This window comes from Arthrobacter sp. StoSoilB19, from assembly GCF_019977275.1.
Taxonomy (GTDB): domain Bacteria; phylum Actinomycetota; class Actinomycetes; order Actinomycetales; family Micrococcaceae; genus Arthrobacter.
Genome location: NZ_AP024650.1, coordinates 3,261,137 through 3,275,508, shown reverse-complemented (window position 1 = coordinate 3,275,508; position 14,372 = coordinate 3,261,137). Strand labels below are relative to the sequence as shown.

Sequence of the window (14,372 nt, the reverse complement as noted above, 5' to 3'; positions counted from 1 at the left end):
TCGGAGGTGCAGGGCTGGTGGCGGCCGGCCTTATCAGGGCACGGGCACGGCACTAGGATTTTCGCCGCAGTTCCTACGCGATTGCGGGGGGCTCGAACCGTGTTCCGGGCGTGCCGCTGGGCAGTGACCTCAGGATGTTCTCCGCAACGCTGCGGACCTTCAGGTTCCGGTGCCGTGAGGTGCCGGCAAGCTTGCTGAACGCCTCCGTGTATGAGCAGCGGTTCTGCGCCATGAGCACGCCGCAGGCCACGTCGATGCTGGTCCGGCTCTCCAGTACCTGTTTCAGGTTGTCCCCGGCGCGGATGACGCCGTGCACGTCGAGGGCCAGCTTCAGGCTGTGCGATGCCACCTCGCCAAACCAGGCTGCCTCGTTGATCACCTTGGCGTTGAAAACGTAGTTTGCCGGTCCCAGGAACACGAGGGCTCCAGCCGAGCCCGGCTGCAATTCCAGGGGAACGGCAAGCGCTGAGCCGAAGCCTTTGTCCAGCAGCCGCCTGCGGTACGCCTCCCAGCGGGCGCCGGCCTGGTTGATCACTGCCGGCGCCATCAGCGGCGAACCAAGAGCGGTGGGGCTGTCCCCGTGCTCGTCCTCCGATGCCACGCTGGCCGCGGCCGGAGTGCTGCCGGCGGTGGCAAAACAGGACCGCTGCCGGTGCAGGACGGCGGCGCACTCCAGTGCCCTTCCGGCGGAAGTGCTGATCCAGCGGGCGGCAGCATCGGTGAGCTTCTGCAGGGACCCTGCATCGCCGTCGGCCCCTGTCACCAAATCCAGCAGGAACCCCTGCCGTTCGGGCTCCACATTGTCTGCCGGGCCAACCGCCACCCTGCACCCCCGTCTCGTCACGCCCCTTGGCCGTGGCGCCGCGGGTTGGAAGAAACTTATTGGGCCGGGACGGTGTGCGGCACGAGTAGCCGGTACTCTACTTTTCCCGTGCCGCCCGCCCGGGTACTTGCCTGCTGCTTTTCAACGTTGTGGAGGTGGCGGGGGAACAAGTGGGCTACCATGGGTTTGTTAGACAGCCAAGCAAGTAGGATATCGAAGGAATTCGCATGAACCCGCATGGTGCAAGCGAAGGCTACTGGTACCCACCCGTTGAGGGCGTCGAGCCCGGGGCTGTTGATGTCATCAACGCGCTCCGCGAATTCCGGACCTCGGAGAGCGCTATGAGAAGGCGCACCCGCTCGTCCGCCGCAATGGGGGAGACGGACCTCCTGGCGCTGCGGTACCTCATCGATGCAGAGGCTGCCGGCGTGGGAATCCGACCCACGGAACTTGCAGCCCGCCTGTGCATCACGTCCGCCTCCATGACCAGTCTTGTGGACCGCCTGGTGTCCGGCGGCTACGTCACCCGGGAGCCCCACCCCTCGGACCGCCGCGCCGTCATCCTGCGGCCTACTCCCGGCGCCGACGAGGAAGTCCGGCACAACCTGAACCAGATGCACAAGCGCATGCTGGAAGCCGCCGAATCATTGTCTTCCGAAGAAATCAAGGCCGTCATGCACTTCCTGGTGCGCATGCGGGAAGCAGTGGACGCCGTCAACTCCGGCCCCGGCATTACCGGCCGGTAGACAAAGAGATAATCCTAGTTAGACTAGCTACATTGTTAGTTAACTATCGGACGGCGGATTGCATGACTGCAGTACTTGAACCTCAGGCGCCGGGGCAGTCGACCCGCGTTGAGCATTACGAAGAACTCCCGCTTCAGCCCGCGCCCTCTGTGATTGGCGACCCCGCGGCACCCTTTCACTGCGGCGCAGCGATGGCGGCCGGCCCCGTACCGATAGCGTCGCTGGGGTGGGCACCATTGGAGCTTGGCTCGGCGGAATGGTCCTGCGCATGCGGTTACAGGATCGTCGACGGCGGCACTGCCGGTGATCCGCTGGAGGCCGTCCAGCTGGCTTCCGCAAGGGTGGAGAGCCTCCAGTGGGAGCTGGATGCGGCGCAGGAGCGGTTTGAGCATGCAGTCCAGAGCGCCGCGAGGCTGGGTGCAGGGCAGGAGGACCTGGGCAGGGCCGCCGGCCTCACCGTTGAGGAGCTTCAGGACATCCTGGTTGCCAAGGACCAGCTGCGGTAAAACAAAAACTGCTCCACCATCCCGAAGTGCAGCCATCCGTTTGTTCAGATGCAGCTGCACTTCGGGCTGTTGGAGCGGAAAGAGAAGCGGTGGTCGGCCTGCTCTGGCCCGAAAAATGGGCGCGTCGAGCGGCCGGGAAATTTATGCGGCCAGGCGGCCGGCCGTGTGACGCGGATGTCGGCGGTCAGCCAGCACGCTGATGGTGCAGGGAGCCTGTTCCGGATCGATTTTGGCTGGAAGGTGCCTTGTTTCAGAGGCGGCGCGGAGCATTTCCAGTGCTTCCTCGTCCACCCAGGCGCTGGAAACGTCCAGTTCCAGGTCCAGGCCTCCCCTGAGGGAGTTGGCACGCTTTGCCACTACATAGAGGGCGTTGACGCTGTGAATGGTGATATGCCCCGTTGCAATCACCTTGGCCTTGCTGTGGTCCAGATCCACCCGGACTACGATGTTCAGCTTAGAGTTCAAGTTGTAAAGCCTTCCCCGGCATTGGCTGCGACGCTGCAGCTTCTTGCATGGCCCGTTTGCATGAGCCTCAATTAGATTAGGCAACAAATGTGACCTGCGCAACACGGGGGCCTTTATTACACCGAACGTAGTTTCCTACCAGTTTGAGGAGTGCCATGAGCATCGACCCCGCAGGAAAGCCTTCCGTCCTCTTTGTCTGCGTCCACAACGCCGGCCGGTCCCAGATGGCGGCAGCGTTCCTCACCTCCTTGTCCAGGGGAGCCGTCGAGGTGCGCTCCGCCGGTTCCCAGCCGGCCGACAAGGTCAATCCGGCGGCGGTGGAGGCCATGGCCGAGGTTGGGATCGACATGTCAACCGAGGTCCCCAAGGTGCTTACCACCGAGGCAGTGAAAGAATCGGACGTGGTGATCACCATGGGCTGCGGTGACGAGTGCCCGTTCTTCCCGGGCAAGCGTTACGAAGACTGGGTCCTGGAGGATCCGGCCGGCAAGGGTGTTGAATCCGTCCGTCCAATCCGTGATGAGATCAAGGCACGCGTTGAACAACTGATCACCGAACTCCTGCCCGCGCAGCACGCGGACGCCCAGTAGTACCGCCACCGAAGGACAATCCATGAGCAAAGAACAGCTGATCATCATCGGCTCCGGCCCCTCCGGCTACACCGCCGCCATCTACGCCGCCCGCGCGGGCCTGAACCCCCTGGTCCTCGCCGGCTCCGTCACCGCCGGCGGCGCGCTGATGAACACCACTGAGGTGGAAAACTTTCCGGGCTTCCCCGGCGGCATCCAGGGCCCTGAGCTGATGGACGGGCTGCAGCAGCAGGCGGAGAGGTTCGGCGCGCGCATTGAGTACGACGACGCCACGTCCGTTGACCTGAAGGGGTCCGTCAAGCGTGTGGTCACCGGCGGCGGGGAGACCTACGAGGCTACGGCCGTCATCCTGGCCACCGGCTCCGCCTACAAGGAACTCGGCCTGCCGGAGGAGAAGAAGTTCAGCGGCCACGGTGTTTCCTGGTGCGCAACCTGCGACGGGTTCTTCTTCCGCGACCAGGACATCATTGTGGTGGGCGGCGGCGACTCGGCCATGGAGGAAGCCACCTTCCTGACCCGGTTCGGCAAGACTGTGACCGTGGTGGTGCGCAAGGGCGAACTGCGCGCCTCCCGCATCATGGCGCAGCGGGCCAAGGACAACCCCAAGATCCGCTTCGCCTGGAATTCAGCCGTTACTGCCATCCACGGCGACGGCAAGGTCACTGGCGTCACCCTCACGGACACCCGTTCCGGTGAGACCAGGCACCAGGACGCCACCGGCATCTTCGTGGCCATCGGGCACTTGCCGCGGACCGAGCTGGTGGCAGGCCAGGTGGACCTGGACGGGGAGGGCTACATCAAGGTGGACGCCCCCACCACGTGCACCAACCTGCCGGGCGTCTTTGCCTGCGGCGACGCCGTGGACCACCGCTACCGGCAGGCCATCACCGCCGCCGGCACCGGCTGCGCCGCAGCCCTGGACGCCGAGCGGTTCCTGGCAGCGCTGGAAGACGCGGCCAGCATTGCCACCGCCCTGGTGGAAGAACCCACGCACAGCTAAGTACTGCGGCCCCGGGCACTCAGTGTTGCCCGGGCCGCAGGCCGCAATCCGCGGGTCAGACGACTTCGGGAAGCCGTCCGGTTAATACTGAAACTGGAGCTGCGGACCAGCGTTCGCGCTCCGGCTCGTAGGAGATCACCATGGACGCGTCGTTCTCGCGCGCCTCGTCAATGGCCAGCAGCAGGGCGTCCTCCATGTGCCTGGCGTATTCCAGCCGTTCGGGCAGGGACCCCTGCAGCCCGCCGTCGTCAATCAGCACGTGGCCCTTGCCGTCCACGATGACCTTCAGTGAATACCCGCTGTCCTCATGCAGGGACCCGCGCGTGGATGAAATTTCAGTGACTCGGTCTGCCCGGACCAGCCCGTTGCCCAGTGTGCGTATCCACACTTCACCCATGAATTGACCTCCCCTTGGCTGCGGGCGCGGAACAGCGCCCATAAGGCGAACGCTACTCCTCCAGGCGGCTTTTGTGACCCCCCGAATGTGGCCTGCTGCCGTCAGCGAACATGGCAAATGAGTGGCACTTCAGTCAGCTAACGTTGTGCCAAAACCCGCATGGGTTATGTGAGTTTTGGAGGAATGAATGTGGTCGAAGCTGGATGCGTACCTCTTCCCGCTGCCGATTACCGCCGTCTGTCCTTCGGGGACCTTTGAGCTGCACGTTGCCTCGGGAAGCATGAAGTGGTCAGATGGCATGTTTGGCATTCACGGGCTGCAGCCAGGGGAGGTGGTGCCCACTTTTGACGTGCTGATGGCCCACAAGCACCCGGACGACCGGGAACCGGTGCGCGCCCTGTGGGCGGACCTTCTTACGGCTGGCGGCCAGGGCGCCCTGCTGCACCGGATCATTGACGTCCGGGGCAGGGAGCGGCGCGTCTTCTCGGCGATCCAGGCCCTCGCAGCGCCGTCAGGACGGGTGGAGCGGGCCCGCGGCTTCATGGTGGATGTGACCCAGAGCCTGCGCATCGAATCCCAGCATGCCGCCACTGAGGCCATCGAGGGTGCGTTCGGGCATAAGGCGGTCATTGAGCAGGCGAAGGGCATTGTCATGGCTCTGCACTGTGTGGATGCCGAGTCTGCATTCCAGGTGCTGGCCGCCAGAAGCCAGCACGCCAACGTCAAACTGCACGTGGTGGCGGAAGAATTGACCAGCGCGGCGGCAAACGGCAAGGCAAGGGAAGTCCTGGAAGGTTACTGATCCCCGTTTAACCCATGACCTGCTGGTTCACCCACCGCTCCAGCGGCGGTACCAGCAACAACACCGCGACGCCGGCCACCATCAGGACGTGGACGAACACATTCCAGGCCGTGGTCCCGACTGTTTCGCCCCCGCCGATGGCCGCGAACCAGAAGGGCACCAGGGCCACAAGCCCAAGTGCCGCCGAAGCGAGGGCCGCATTTTCCCACCAGCTCCACCGGGCAAACAATCCCCACGTGGCCACCAGGAATCCCAGGACGGTCAGCAGCGCAAGCACCATGGTGATGCTCCACCAGATACCTGACGTGTTCACGCCACGCGTGGCGAAGGTGGGCGTGATCCACAACCAGCTGCTTCCTGCCATCAAAAGGGCGACGCCGCCCAGGGTGCGAAGAGTAAACATTTCCCACCACCTCCTGAAGCCAGCGTCGTTGCTCTGAGTGGCGGTGAAACAGGGCCGAAGGGCCTGTCGTCGTCCGGACCGTGACCCGATGTTGAGGCAGGGGGACCTTCGGCACTTTTGGGCGGGACGGTTCGGCTGGAGCCTGTTGCCATGGCGGACAGGACAACCACCAGCCGCAGCGGCAACCTTGGCTCAGCCATCGTCAATGGTCTGCTGCTGTACGGAATCAACTTGTGGCCGGGGTGGCAGGTGCTGCCGTTCCTGACGGCTGACATGTCCCGCGTCCTTGACCTCATCAACGCGTCCCTGATCGCGGGCATCATCGTCAACCTCGTCTGCGTGGTGATCCACGCCCGCACCCTCATGGCGCTGGGCAATCTGGTGGTCATAGGCTTCGGGGTAGCCGCCATGCTGCGCCTGTGGGAGGTGTTTCCCTTCGACTTCGGCACCAGCTGGTCCGGCTGGCCGGTGCTTGTGCGGGTGCTGCTGGTGATCGGCATCGTCGGCTCGGCCATTGGGGCGGTGGTGGAAGTCGTCAACCTGTTCCGCGCCCTGGCCGGGTTTGAGCCCCGGGCCCGCTGAGCACAGGCCACTGGGCCCTGTCCGGTGCGTCACACTGCATCCTGCTTGGTAAGGGGGCGGCCATAGGATAAATCTGATGACTTCCCCGGACCCTTCCCAGCCCTTCAGCCTGCGCAGCATTGCGGTAGCCGCTTTCGGACCCACACTGCTCTTCGGAATTGGGCAGGGCGCCATCCTTCCGGTGGTGGCATTATCTGCCCGCGAGTTGGGCGCTTCGGTGGCAGTGGCGGCCCTGATCGTCACCCTCATCGGACTGGGATCCTGGTTCTTCAACCTGCCGGCGTCGCTGGTAACCCTTCGCTTCGGTGAACGCTGGTCCATCGTGGGCGCCGCCGTCGCCGGTGGCCTGGCGCTGGCAGCCGCCGCCACCTCCGCCCTGGCCCCGAACGGACTGTGGCTGCTCGCCGTGGCGATGGCCGTCGTCGGGATGTCCGGGGCGGTGTTTGGCCTGGCCCGCCAGAAGTACCTGACGGAGGCGGTGCCGGTGGCCTTCCGCGCCCGGGCGCTGTCCACGCTGGGCGGCGTGAACCGCATCGGCGTGTTCATCGGCCCGTTCGCGGGCGCGGCGGTGATGCAGTTCTTCGGCATCGCCGGCGCCTACTGGGTGGGGGTGGTGGCCATGGCGGCCGCCGCGCTGCTGTCCCTCACCATCCCGGACCTTGCGACGCCGGATGTCCCCTTGGGCGGGGACGCGGGCCCCCAGCCCACGCTTCGGAGCGTCGCGGTGTCGCATGCCGGCGTGTTCCTTTCGCTGGGCGTGGGCATCCTGCTGCTCAGCGCGCTGCGGTCCTCCCGGCAGGTGGTGATCCCGCTCTGGGCCGACCACCTGGGCATGGACGCCACCTCCGCATCCCTGATCTACGGGCTCTCCGGTGCCATCGACATGCTGGTGTTCTATCCCGCCGGGAAACTGATGGACCGGAAAGGGCGGCAGTGGGTGGCGATTCCCTCCACGCTGCTCATGGGGACTGCGCTGCTCCTGATCCCGCTCACCGGTTCCTTCGTGGGACTGCTGCTGGCGGCGCTGCTGATCGGCTTTGGCAACGGCATCAGCTCCGGCCTGGTGATGACGCTGGGCGCCGACTTTTCGCCGGACCGGGGCCGCGGCCAGTTCCTGGGCCTCTGGCGGTTCATGGCGGATGCCGGCTCCACAGGCGGCCCGGTCCTGCTGTCCGGGGTGACCGCCCTGGCCTCCCTGGGCCCGGGGATCTCAGCCACAGGCCTGCTGGGGTTCGCGGCGGCGGCCGTGTTCGGCGTCGTCATTCCCCGCCTGAAGCACCGCCGCAACTACTGACCGCAGGAACTGCTGACCGCCGCAACTGCTGACCGCCGGGACGTCACCCCAAGGCTGGCGTCCCGAACCGGTTCCCCGGGTCAGCGAACGATCTTGAAGTTGAACTCGGGCGTGCCGAGGGCGCCCCAGAGGCGAAGCCAGACAGGGAGGAGCATCTCCGTGCCACGGGCGGTCGAGATGTCCCCGAGGTCGATGACGTCCTGGTGGCCGAAATCCTTCAACAGTTCCGTGACCATGTGCTTGGCGTCCGCGTCGTTTCCGGAGACGAAGACAGTGCTGGCCTCGGGAAGGGTGTCCGGACGCGCCATGAGGTCGGCATTGAGGGTGTTGAGGGACTTCACCACGCGGGCGGTGGGGAAAGCGCGCTGGATCTGCTCACCGAGTGAATCGGTGTCCTTGACGAACAGGGTGGGCGGCATGCCCTGGCTGAAATCGAGCGGGTTGGCGATATCCAGAATGACCTTGCCGTCAAGGTTCTCCGCGCCTACCTGTGCCAGGGCATCCAGGGATCCGTTGCCGTTGGTGGCGTTGACGATGAGCTCTGCCCCGACGGCGGCCTCTGCGTAGCCGGCCAGCGTGACGCCCGGGTTTGCTGCAGCCCAGGTGGCGAAGGGTGCGTTGCCCATGGCGTCGGCCTCAGTGCGGCCGAGCGTGGCTTCGGGGCTGCGGGTGCCAATGGTCACGGTATGTCCGAGCTCTGCCAGGCGGGTGGCGATGGTGCGGCCGACAGTGCCGGTTCCGAGGACAGCAGTCTTCATGGTGGTTCCCTTAGCTTCTTATTTATCGGGTCGGATCTGATGTGACGGATCGTTCTCATTAGTTTGTGACGGATCGATCCGTCTGTCAAACTAAAGGCGGTACATTTTTTGGCTTGGGTTTTGGAAGGGTGGGGTTTGCCGTGGCGCGCAAGAGCGGCGAGGAGAACCGGCGCAATGTGCTTGAGGTGGCCACGCGCCTGTTCTACCAGCGGGGAATCCGCGCGGTCGGGATGGATACGGTGGTCAAGGAATGCGGGGTGGGAAACGCCACCATCTACCGCCAGTTCCCCACCAAGGACGCCCTCGCCACAGCGTTCGTTCAGGGACGCGCGGACGCCTGGTTCGAGCGGATGCGGCAGGCGGCCGGGGAACGCGACGACGCCCGGGAGAAACTCATTGCCGTGTTTGAGGTGTTGGCCGGAGATACCGCCGGTGCTACCTACCGCGGCTGCCCGATGCTGAACACGAACACCGAGTTCCCGGAGGGCAACCACCCGGCCCATCTGGTGGCGGCAGCGCACAAGCAGCAGGTGCGGGACTGGTTCCAGTCGCTGGCAGCCGACGCCGGTGCGCAGGACCCTGGCGAGCTGGCCGAGGAGTTGCTCATCGTCCTCAACGGGGCCTATGCAACAGGCGCGGTTCTCGACGGCGCCCGCTACGGCAAGCGTGCCCTGAACCTGGCCCGGCGCCTCGTGGACGACGCCTGCACCCAGCGCTAGTCACGGTGAAGCTGGTCGGGGCCAATCCGCCAGGTCCAGCTGCGGCTCCACTTCCCCCGGGCCGTCATTGCGGGAAGTGTCGCAGGAGCGGGTTATTCTCGACACATGAGTGATCCCGGCGCTGAAGCCCGCATCAGCCCGCTGCAAAAAGCCGTGTGGTGGGCGCAGGACTATGTTTATGCCGCGGGCTGGCAGGTCCGCGGATTCCTGTCGCGCGTGCAGCCGGAGTCCTTCCGCAACGGCACCCGGCAGCCCGTGCTGATCATTCCCGGCGTGTACGAAAACTGGCAGTTCATGATGCCGCTCATCCAGGCCATCCACGACGCCGGGCATCCCGTGCACGTGGTCACGGTGCTGCAGCGCAACAAGATGAAGGTCCCGGACGCTGCAAAGCTGGTGGCCCAGCACCTGGAGGAGGCGGGACTGCGCGATGCCATCCTGGTGGCGCACAGCAAGGGCGGCCTGATTGGGAAGTACGCCATGCTGTCCCTGGACCCGGAGCACCGGATCGACCGGATGATCGCCGTGTGCGCACCGTTTTCCGGCTCGCGCTACGCCCGGTACATGCTGCTGCCCAGCCTCCGGATCTTCTCGCCGCGCAACGCCCTGACCCTCCAGATGTCCCGTGAACTGACCATCAACAGCCGCATCACGTCCATCTACGGGCCGTTCGATCCGCACATTCCGGAGGGGAGCGTCCTTCCCGGTGCCACCAACATTGAACTCCCGGTGGCGGGACACTTCAGGATCCTGGGCGACCCCGGAACCGCGCGGATCATTGTGGAGCAGCTGAACCTTCCGGCCTGACGCCGGCCGGTGTCTTTGTTGCCGTGGATGCCTTGGTTGCTGCGACGTGCCTGGCGATGAAGGCTGCGTCCGTGCCTACGCCGTGGACCATGGAGGACGCCAGCGACTGCTGGAAGACGGCGCCCAGGAAGTAGAGCCCCGCCTGCGCCCTTGCGACGCCGCGGTGCTGCTCCGGCTCGCCGTCCGGGCCGAACACTGGCAGACGGATCCACTCCAGCGCGGGCCGGAAGCCGGTGCACCACATGACGTTGGCGACCTCAAGGGTCCGGCCGTCCGCCAGCAACGGGCGGCCGTCCTTGACGCCCTCCGTCCTGGGGACGCGTTCGACGCCGGCACGCACCAGGTCCCGGTTTTTCACCCTGACCAGTGGTCCGCTGTGCGCAAGGATTTGTGGGCGGGCCTTGCGGCCCATCGGCGTGTTGAGCGTCAGGACGTGGGAGAAAGCGAAGAAGACCGCGAGGGTCAGTGGCCTTGCTGCCACGCCGTCGATGGGCCAAGGAATCTCGCCGGGATGCCTGCCGGAGAGATATGTCGTGCGGCTGGTGGCCAGCTCCAGGGCAATGTCCGCGCCCGAATTGCCCGCGCCGACCACCAGGGCCGGGCCCGGGGCGAGGTCTCCTGGGTTCCTGTAGCTTGCCGCCGTGAACTGCTGGATGTCAGGGTTGAGGTGATGTGCGAATGCCGGAACTTTGGGCTTCCGGTCCCAGCCGGCGGCGACCACCACGTTGTCCGCCTCGAACTGCCGGCCGCTCTCGGTTTCAATGACGAAGTGATGTCCGCTGCGGCTGAGGCTGGTGACCCGGACGTTGTTCCGGATCGGCAGCGCGAATCTTTCCGCGTAGCTGCTCAGGTAACCGGCAAACTCCTCCCGGGACGGGTAGGACCACGGAGGAGCCGGGTAGCGGCTGCCGGGAAGGGCGTCGTACCGGGCCGGGGTGAACAGCCGGAGGGAGTCCCAGCGGCTGCGCCAGCTGTCCCCGGTACTGGCGTTCTCATCCAGGATGACGTAGGGGCGCTTGAGGAGGGACAGGTGGTAGCCCATGGCCAAACCCGCCTGGCCGCCGCCGATGACGACCGTATCGAAGTGCTCTGACATGACGCCTGCCCTTCCGCCCCGGACTGCTGTGAGCCTGCCACGGCGTTGCGGCTTTTGCCGCCGCCTTGCGGGTTCGCTACTGCCTGTCCGGGCTTCCTGCTAAGATTCATCCGAATATACTTCGGATGAAATTAGGGTAGGCCTCCCGATGGATGCAGTCAATGCCCCGGCCCGCCGCTATCACTCGCCGCTCCGGAAGGAACAGGCGGCGGCCACCCGCGACGCCGTGTTGGCTGCTGCCCGTGAACTTTTTGTGGGGGAGGGCTACCGTTCCAGCACCGTGGCCGGCATCGCACGGCGGGCTGGCGTCGCCGTCGACACCATCTATGCCACCATCGGCCGAAAACCGGACCTCCTGCGGGAAGTGGTGGAAACGGCCATCTCCGGGACCGGCCAGGCGGTGCCCGCCGAGCGCCGCGACTATGTAATCCGAATGCGGGAGGCGAAGGCGGCAGCCGAAAAGATTTCCATCTACGCCCATGCTCTGGCCCGCATCCAGCCGCGCCTGGCTCCGGTATACGTGGCGTTGCGCGATGCCGCCGGCACGGATCCCGACTGCGCAGCACTGTGGCAGGAAATCTCCAACCGGCGCGCGGCCAACATGCTGAAGTTCGTTGAGGACCTTGCCTCCACCGGGGAACTGCGGACGGACCGGCCTGCCGAAGAGCTTGCCGACGCCGTATGGAGCATGAACGGGCCCGAATACTGGGTGCTGCTGGTGGACCAGCGCGGGTGGAGTCCGGAACGGTTCGCAGACTGGCTGACCGATGCCTGGTGCCGGCTGTTACTGGAGCAGAAATGAGCTGCATTCCGATGGAAGTGCAGGTCAGGGGCTGGTTGAAATTTCAAATAACTTGAGCTTTCGTTGACGTTTTACCCCCTCACTTCCTGAGCTTGGCACGGCAATGTTGTCCCCAGCTAGACAAAACGCACACATAAAAAGTCTGAGGGGACATCATGAAGAACAGCACTCTGATTAAGGGAACCGCAGCCATCGCCGTTGGCGCAGCACTGTTGCTGGGCGGCGGGGGAACCCTGGCCAACTGGAACGCGGAGGCAATTGCGGCTCCGGGAACCATCGTTGCCGGTGACTTGAACGTTGCCAAGACTGCATCCGGTGTTTGGAAGGACCGTGCGGGCACCACGATTGCCGACATCAGCACCTACAAGGTGGTCCCGGGCGACAAGCTCACCTTCACCCAGGATCTGACGGTAACCCTGGTCGGCAACAAGATGGCCGCCAACGTGGCAACCACTGGCATCACCGCGACCAACGGCTTCACGACCGCCAACGTGTCTGTGACCGGTCCGGCTCTTACCGTTGCCGGCGCGCCCGTAGCCAACCCGCTGCTGCCGACGGGTTCAGCCCAGACGGTCACCGCGACAATCACCTTTGAGTTCCTGTCCAGCACTGCCGGCCGCGCGGACACCACAGCGAATTACAACTTCAACAACGTGGCGTTCCAGCTGACCCAGGTGACCCAGACCGGTCTTTCCTAGCCTTGCGCAGGCGGGTGGCCTCAAGGTCACCCGCCTGGATTGACCGAAGCCAGGAATCAGGACCAGGAGGAACCATGCGCACCAAGCGCAGGCTGCAGGCGGCAGCGCTGACCGCCGTTGCAGTGGTCCTGGGACTGTTCACCGTTCAGGGAACCTACGCGTTGTGGAGCGCGGCGGCATCAGCCTCCCCTGGGACCATCACGTCGGCGTCGTTCGATACGGCGCTGACGGCGGTCAACACGGGACAAACAACCACAATGACCCTTGCTGACGGTTCGGCTGCCACCTTGACCCTTTCTCCCGCAGGGACACTGGGCCCGGGCACCTCGGTCTACGGCGGAGTGGTGGTCACCAACAACACCAATGCCGGCGGCCAGTTCAACACGGCGATCACGGCAGGCCAGCCCACCATCGCAAACGTCAGCGGCGGAACCCTCGCCAGTTACGTCAGCGTCAACGCCAAAACTGCGGCTTCCTCCGCGGAATGCAGCACCGCCACAGGCTTCGCGTCAATCAGTACCGCAGGGCTTGTCTCGCCCACGGTTGCCAAAGGCGGTTCCACCGTCTTCTGTTTCCAGGTGAGCCTGAGCACCAGCGCCCCCTCCACAGTGAAAGGACAGGCAGTGAACATCTCGCTCCAACTCACCGCACGTCAGCTCTGCGGGGTGCCCAGTGGCTGCTGACCTGACCGAACGCCTGCTGGGCGGCGAAGCCGACCCGACAGAACCGCGGAGCGGGACTCCGGCAACCACCCGGCAGCGTGGACGAAGGCGCACTGCCGCCTGGGCCGTCGTCGGACGTTTCCTGAGCATGGCAGCCATGCTGGTGTCACTGTTCGCCGCCCTGGTCCTCATCGTGGTTCCGGTGGCGACGGGTTCGCAGACCTACACGGTGCTGACCAAATCCATGGCGCAGAAGTACCCGCCGGGCACGTTCATGGTGATGAAACCTGCCCCGTTTGATGAGCTGAAATATGGTGACGTCATCACTTTCCAGCTCTACTCAGGCCGGCCCGATGTGGAGACGCACCGGATCGTGGGGTTCGGGTCCACCCAGCAGGGCGAGAAGACACTGATCACCAAGGGCGACAACAACGGCGCCAACGATGAGAACCCCGTCCGCGCCATCCAGGTCAAGGGCAAGCTGTTCTACGCAGTCCCGTACGTGGGTTTCGTGGCCAACTTCCTGGGGAATTCCGACCGTGGGACCTGGACAGTCATCGCTGCCGTGGCACTCATCGGCTACGGAGCCATCACCGTGTACAGGTCGGTCCGCAAGACCCGTTCCCGGGACAACGCGGCCGCCGGGGCGCAGTAGATGGCACGGATCCGGAATGCTCCCGGTGCGGGCCTCGCCGTCGGGGCCTTCATCCTCACGGTGCTGCTGGGCATAGGCGGCGCCTCGGCCTCGGCCCTCTGGCAGCAGAGCGCCACGGCCACCATGACCGTCACTGCCTCCGGCGCGTGGCCGAACCAGTTCTCGGGATTCACCTGCACCAATGACAACCCGCGGCAAACCGCAACCTTGTCAGCGGTGGGGACGACGGCGCCAACGACACTTACCTACGCCGCACTCCAGTCGAACGGCACGTATGGGCCCTCCTACAACGAGTCCGTAAGCCTGGGAACAACCAGCACCATCACCCTGACCATCAACTCGCAGATCGTGCTGGCCAACAGGACCACCACCCCACTCACCATCCGTGTCACAGCGACATACGCGAACCAGGTGCAGACCACCGCGTCAGCCACCGTGTCACTGGAACAAGGAAACAACAGCAACAAAGTCACCTGCTTGTCCACGACCTTCTAGGCGCCGGTCCACCGCCAGCCCGACGGAAGAAGGCGCCGCTGCTAACACCCCCCACGCAGCGGCGCCGCCTCC

General features: G+C 65.1%; 20 protein-coding genes. 14 read left to right on the top strand and 6 right to left on the bottom strand.

Annotated elements, in window-relative coordinates:
- Nucleotides 1–73: 73 nt before the first annotated feature.
- Complete coding sequence (locus LDO86_RS15110) at nucleotides 74–823, bottom strand: ANTAR domain-containing protein (protein WP_018768663.1); 750 nt, start codon at nucleotides 821–823, stop codon at nucleotides 74–76.
- 227 nt (nucleotides 824–1,050) lie between these two features.
- On the opposite strand from LDO86_RS15110, the gene LDO86_RS15105 reads away from it, so the two are divergent.
- A complete protein-coding gene (locus LDO86_RS15105) occupies nucleotides 1,051–1,569 on the top strand; it encodes a MarR family transcriptional regulator (protein ID WP_018768662.1) in 519 nt (172 codons plus the stop codon).
- A gap of 62 nt (nucleotides 1,570–1,631) precedes the next feature.
- The gene (locus LDO86_RS15100) at nucleotides 1,632–2,075 is read left to right on the top strand and encodes a hypothetical protein (protein WP_224084048.1); all 444 of its coding nucleotides are present in this window, start codon (nucleotides 1,632–1,634) and stop codon (nucleotides 2,073–2,075) included.
- 141 nt (nucleotides 2,076–2,216) lie between these two features.
- Here LDO86_RS15100 and LDO86_RS15095 read toward each other — a convergent pair whose 3' ends face one another.
- Nucleotides 2,217–2,540, bottom strand: a complete 324-nt coding sequence (locus LDO86_RS15095) for a hypothetical protein (RefSeq protein WP_018768660.1) — start codon at nucleotides 2,538–2,540, stop codon at nucleotides 2,217–2,219.
- Nucleotides 2,541–2,695: 155 nt separating this feature from the next.
- Here LDO86_RS15095 and LDO86_RS15090 point away from each other — a divergent pair, with 155 nt between their 5' ends.
- Both LDO86_RS15090 and trxB read left to right on the top strand, forming a co-directional pair.
- Nucleotides 2,696–3,130, top strand: coding sequence for an arsenate reductase ArsC (locus LDO86_RS15090; RefSeq protein WP_018768659.1), 435 nt, complete (start codon nucleotides 2,696–2,698; stop codon nucleotides 3,128–3,130).
- Between the two features lie 22 nt (nucleotides 3,131–3,152).
- Complete coding sequence (gene trxB / locus LDO86_RS15085) at nucleotides 3,153–4,130, top strand: thioredoxin-disulfide reductase (protein ID WP_018768658.1); 978 nt, start codon at nucleotides 3,153–3,155, stop codon at nucleotides 4,128–4,130.
- 55 nt (nucleotides 4,131–4,185) lie between these two features.
- Here the strand turns inward: trxB and LDO86_RS15080 are convergent, their stop codons facing one another.
- A complete protein-coding gene (locus LDO86_RS15080; protein WP_018768657.1) occupies nucleotides 4,186–4,527 on the bottom strand; it encodes a hypothetical protein in 342 nt (113 codons plus the stop codon).
- 187 nt (nucleotides 4,528–4,714) lie between these two features.
- Here LDO86_RS15080 and LDO86_RS15075 point away from each other — a divergent pair, with 187 nt between their 5' ends.
- Nucleotides 4,715–5,329, top strand: a complete 615-nt coding sequence (locus LDO86_RS15075) for a PAS and ANTAR domain-containing protein (RefSeq protein ID WP_018768656.1) — start codon at nucleotides 4,715–4,717, stop codon at nucleotides 5,327–5,329.
- A gap of 7 nt (nucleotides 5,330–5,336) precedes the next feature.
- Here the strand turns inward: LDO86_RS15075 and LDO86_RS15070 are convergent, their stop codons facing one another.
- On the bottom strand, nucleotides 5,337–5,732 hold the full coding sequence (locus LDO86_RS15070) for a hypothetical protein (RefSeq protein WP_018768655.1): 396 nt from the start codon (nucleotides 5,730–5,732) through the stop codon (nucleotides 5,337–5,339).
- Nucleotides 5,733–5,882: 150 nt separating this feature from the next.
- On the opposite strand from LDO86_RS15070, the gene LDO86_RS15065 reads away from it, so the two are divergent.
- Nucleotides 5,883–6,314 (top strand): hypothetical protein, encoded by a 432-nt coding sequence (locus tag LDO86_RS15065; RefSeq protein ID WP_018768654.1) that lies wholly within the window; start codon nucleotides 5,883–5,885, stop codon nucleotides 6,312–6,314.
- A gap of 76 nt (nucleotides 6,315–6,390) precedes the next feature.
- Nucleotides 6,391–7,608, top strand: a complete 1,218-nt coding sequence (locus tag LDO86_RS15060; RefSeq protein ID WP_018768653.1) for an MFS transporter — start codon at nucleotides 6,391–6,393, stop codon at nucleotides 7,606–7,608.
- Nucleotides 7,609–7,688: 80 nt separating this feature from the next.
- Here LDO86_RS15060 and LDO86_RS15055 read toward each other — a convergent pair whose 3' ends face one another.
- Nucleotides 7,689–8,366: an NAD(P)-binding domain-containing protein gene (locus LDO86_RS15055; RefSeq protein WP_018768652.1), complete on the bottom strand. Its 678-nt coding sequence runs from the start codon at nucleotides 8,364–8,366 to the stop codon at nucleotides 7,689–7,691.
- A 140-nt stretch (nucleotides 8,367–8,506) separates the two neighbouring features.
- Between LDO86_RS15055 and LDO86_RS15050 the strand changes: the two genes are divergently transcribed.
- Together LDO86_RS15050 and LDO86_RS15045 are read left to right on the top strand one after the other, a co-directional pair.
- Nucleotides 8,507–9,085, top strand: coding sequence for a TetR/AcrR family transcriptional regulator (locus LDO86_RS15050; protein ID WP_043424836.1), 579 nt, complete (start codon nucleotides 8,507–8,509; stop codon nucleotides 9,083–9,085).
- A 105-nt stretch (nucleotides 9,086–9,190) separates the two neighbouring features.
- Nucleotides 9,191–9,892, top strand: coding sequence for an alpha/beta hydrolase (locus LDO86_RS15045; protein ID WP_018768650.1), 702 nt, complete (start codon nucleotides 9,191–9,193; stop codon nucleotides 9,890–9,892).
- On the opposite strand, the gene LDO86_RS15040 is transcribed toward LDO86_RS15045, so the two are convergent.
- A complete protein-coding gene (locus tag LDO86_RS15040) occupies nucleotides 9,861–10,988 on the bottom strand; it encodes an NAD(P)-binding domain-containing protein (protein ID WP_018768649.1) in 1,128 nt (375 codons plus the stop codon). The genes LDO86_RS15045 and LDO86_RS15040 overlap by 32 nt on opposite strands.
- 148 nt (nucleotides 10,989–11,136) lie before the next feature.
- Here LDO86_RS15040 and LDO86_RS15035 point away from each other — a divergent pair, with 148 nt between their 5' ends.
- The 5 genes from LDO86_RS15035 to LDO86_RS15015 all read left to right on the top strand — a co-directional run bounded on the left by LDO86_RS15035 (nucleotide 11,137) and on the right by LDO86_RS15015 (nucleotide 14,300).
- A complete protein-coding gene (locus LDO86_RS15035; RefSeq protein WP_018768648.1) occupies nucleotides 11,137–11,790 on the top strand; it encodes a TetR/AcrR family transcriptional regulator in 654 nt (217 codons plus the stop codon).
- Nucleotides 11,791–11,945: 155 nt separating this feature from the next.
- On the top strand, nucleotides 11,946–12,488 hold the full coding sequence (locus LDO86_RS15030) for an alternate-type signal peptide domain-containing protein (RefSeq protein WP_018768647.1): 543 nt from the start codon (nucleotides 11,946–11,948) through the stop codon (nucleotides 12,486–12,488).
- A gap of 74 nt (nucleotides 12,489–12,562) precedes the next feature.
- Nucleotides 12,563–13,171: a hypothetical protein gene (locus tag LDO86_RS15025; protein ID WP_018768646.1), complete on the top strand. Its 609-nt coding sequence runs from the start codon at nucleotides 12,563–12,565 to the stop codon at nucleotides 13,169–13,171.
- On the top strand, nucleotides 13,161–13,805 hold the full coding sequence (locus LDO86_RS15020) for a signal peptidase I (protein WP_018768645.1): 645 nt from the start codon (nucleotides 13,161–13,163) through the stop codon (nucleotides 13,803–13,805). The genes LDO86_RS15025 and LDO86_RS15020 overlap by 11 nt, the downstream gene beginning before the upstream one ends.
- Nucleotides 13,806–14,300: a hypothetical protein gene (locus LDO86_RS15015; protein WP_018768644.1), complete on the top strand. Its 495-nt coding sequence runs from the start codon at nucleotides 13,806–13,808 to the stop codon at nucleotides 14,298–14,300.
- Nucleotides 14,301–14,372: the final 72 nt, after the last annotated feature.

Excerpts from the sequence above, each read along its gene's own strand:
- LDO86_RS15105 (WP_018768662.1), top strand. The coding sequence starts at position 1,051 with ATGAACCCGCATGGTGCAAGCGAAGGCTACTGGTACCCACCCGTTGAG.
- LDO86_RS15100 (WP_224084048.1), top strand. The coding sequence starts at position 1,632 with ATGACTGCAGTACTTGAACCTCAGGCGCCGGGGCAGTCGACCCGCGTT.
- LDO86_RS15090 (WP_018768659.1), top strand. The coding sequence starts at position 2,696 with ATGAGCATCGACCCCGCAGGAAAGCCTTCCGTCCTCTTTGTCTGCGTC.
- trxB (WP_018768658.1), top strand. The coding sequence starts at position 3,153 with ATGAGCAAAGAACAGCTGATCATCATCGGCTCCGGCCCCTCCGGCTAC.
- LDO86_RS15080 (WP_018768657.1), bottom strand. The coding sequence starts at position 4,527 with ATGGGTGAAGTGTGGATACGCACACTGGGCAACGGGCTGGTCCGGGCA.
- LDO86_RS15075 (WP_018768656.1), top strand. The coding sequence starts at position 4,715 with ATGTGGTCGAAGCTGGATGCGTACCTCTTCCCGCTGCCGATTACCGCC.
- LDO86_RS15070 (WP_018768655.1), bottom strand. The coding sequence starts at position 5,732 with ATGTTTACTCTTCGCACCCTGGGCGGCGTCGCCCTTTTGATGGCAGGA.
- LDO86_RS15065 (WP_018768654.1), top strand. The coding sequence starts at position 5,883 with ATGGCGGACAGGACAACCACCAGCCGCAGCGGCAACCTTGGCTCAGCC.
- LDO86_RS15060 (WP_018768653.1), top strand. The coding sequence starts at position 6,391 with ATGACTTCCCCGGACCCTTCCCAGCCCTTCAGCCTGCGCAGCATTGCG.
- LDO86_RS15055 (WP_018768652.1), bottom strand. The coding sequence starts at position 8,366 with ATGAAGACTGCTGTCCTCGGAACCGGCACTGTCGGCCGCACCATCGCC.
- LDO86_RS15045 (WP_018768650.1), top strand. The coding sequence starts at position 9,191 with ATGAGTGATCCCGGCGCTGAAGCCCGCATCAGCCCGCTGCAAAAAGCC.
- LDO86_RS15040 (WP_018768649.1), bottom strand. The coding sequence starts at position 10,988 with ATGTCAGAGCACTTCGATACGGTCGTCATCGGCGGCGGCCAGGCGGGT.
- LDO86_RS15035 (WP_018768648.1), top strand. The coding sequence starts at position 11,137 with ATGGATGCAGTCAATGCCCCGGCCCGCCGCTATCACTCGCCGCTCCGG.
- LDO86_RS15030 (WP_018768647.1), top strand. The coding sequence starts at position 11,946 with ATGAAGAACAGCACTCTGATTAAGGGAACCGCAGCCATCGCCGTTGGC.
- LDO86_RS15025 (WP_018768646.1), top strand. The coding sequence starts at position 12,563 with ATGCGCACCAAGCGCAGGCTGCAGGCGGCAGCGCTGACCGCCGTTGCA.
- LDO86_RS15015 (WP_018768644.1), top strand. The coding sequence starts at position 13,806 with ATGGCACGGATCCGGAATGCTCCCGGTGCGGGCCTCGCCGTCGGGGCC.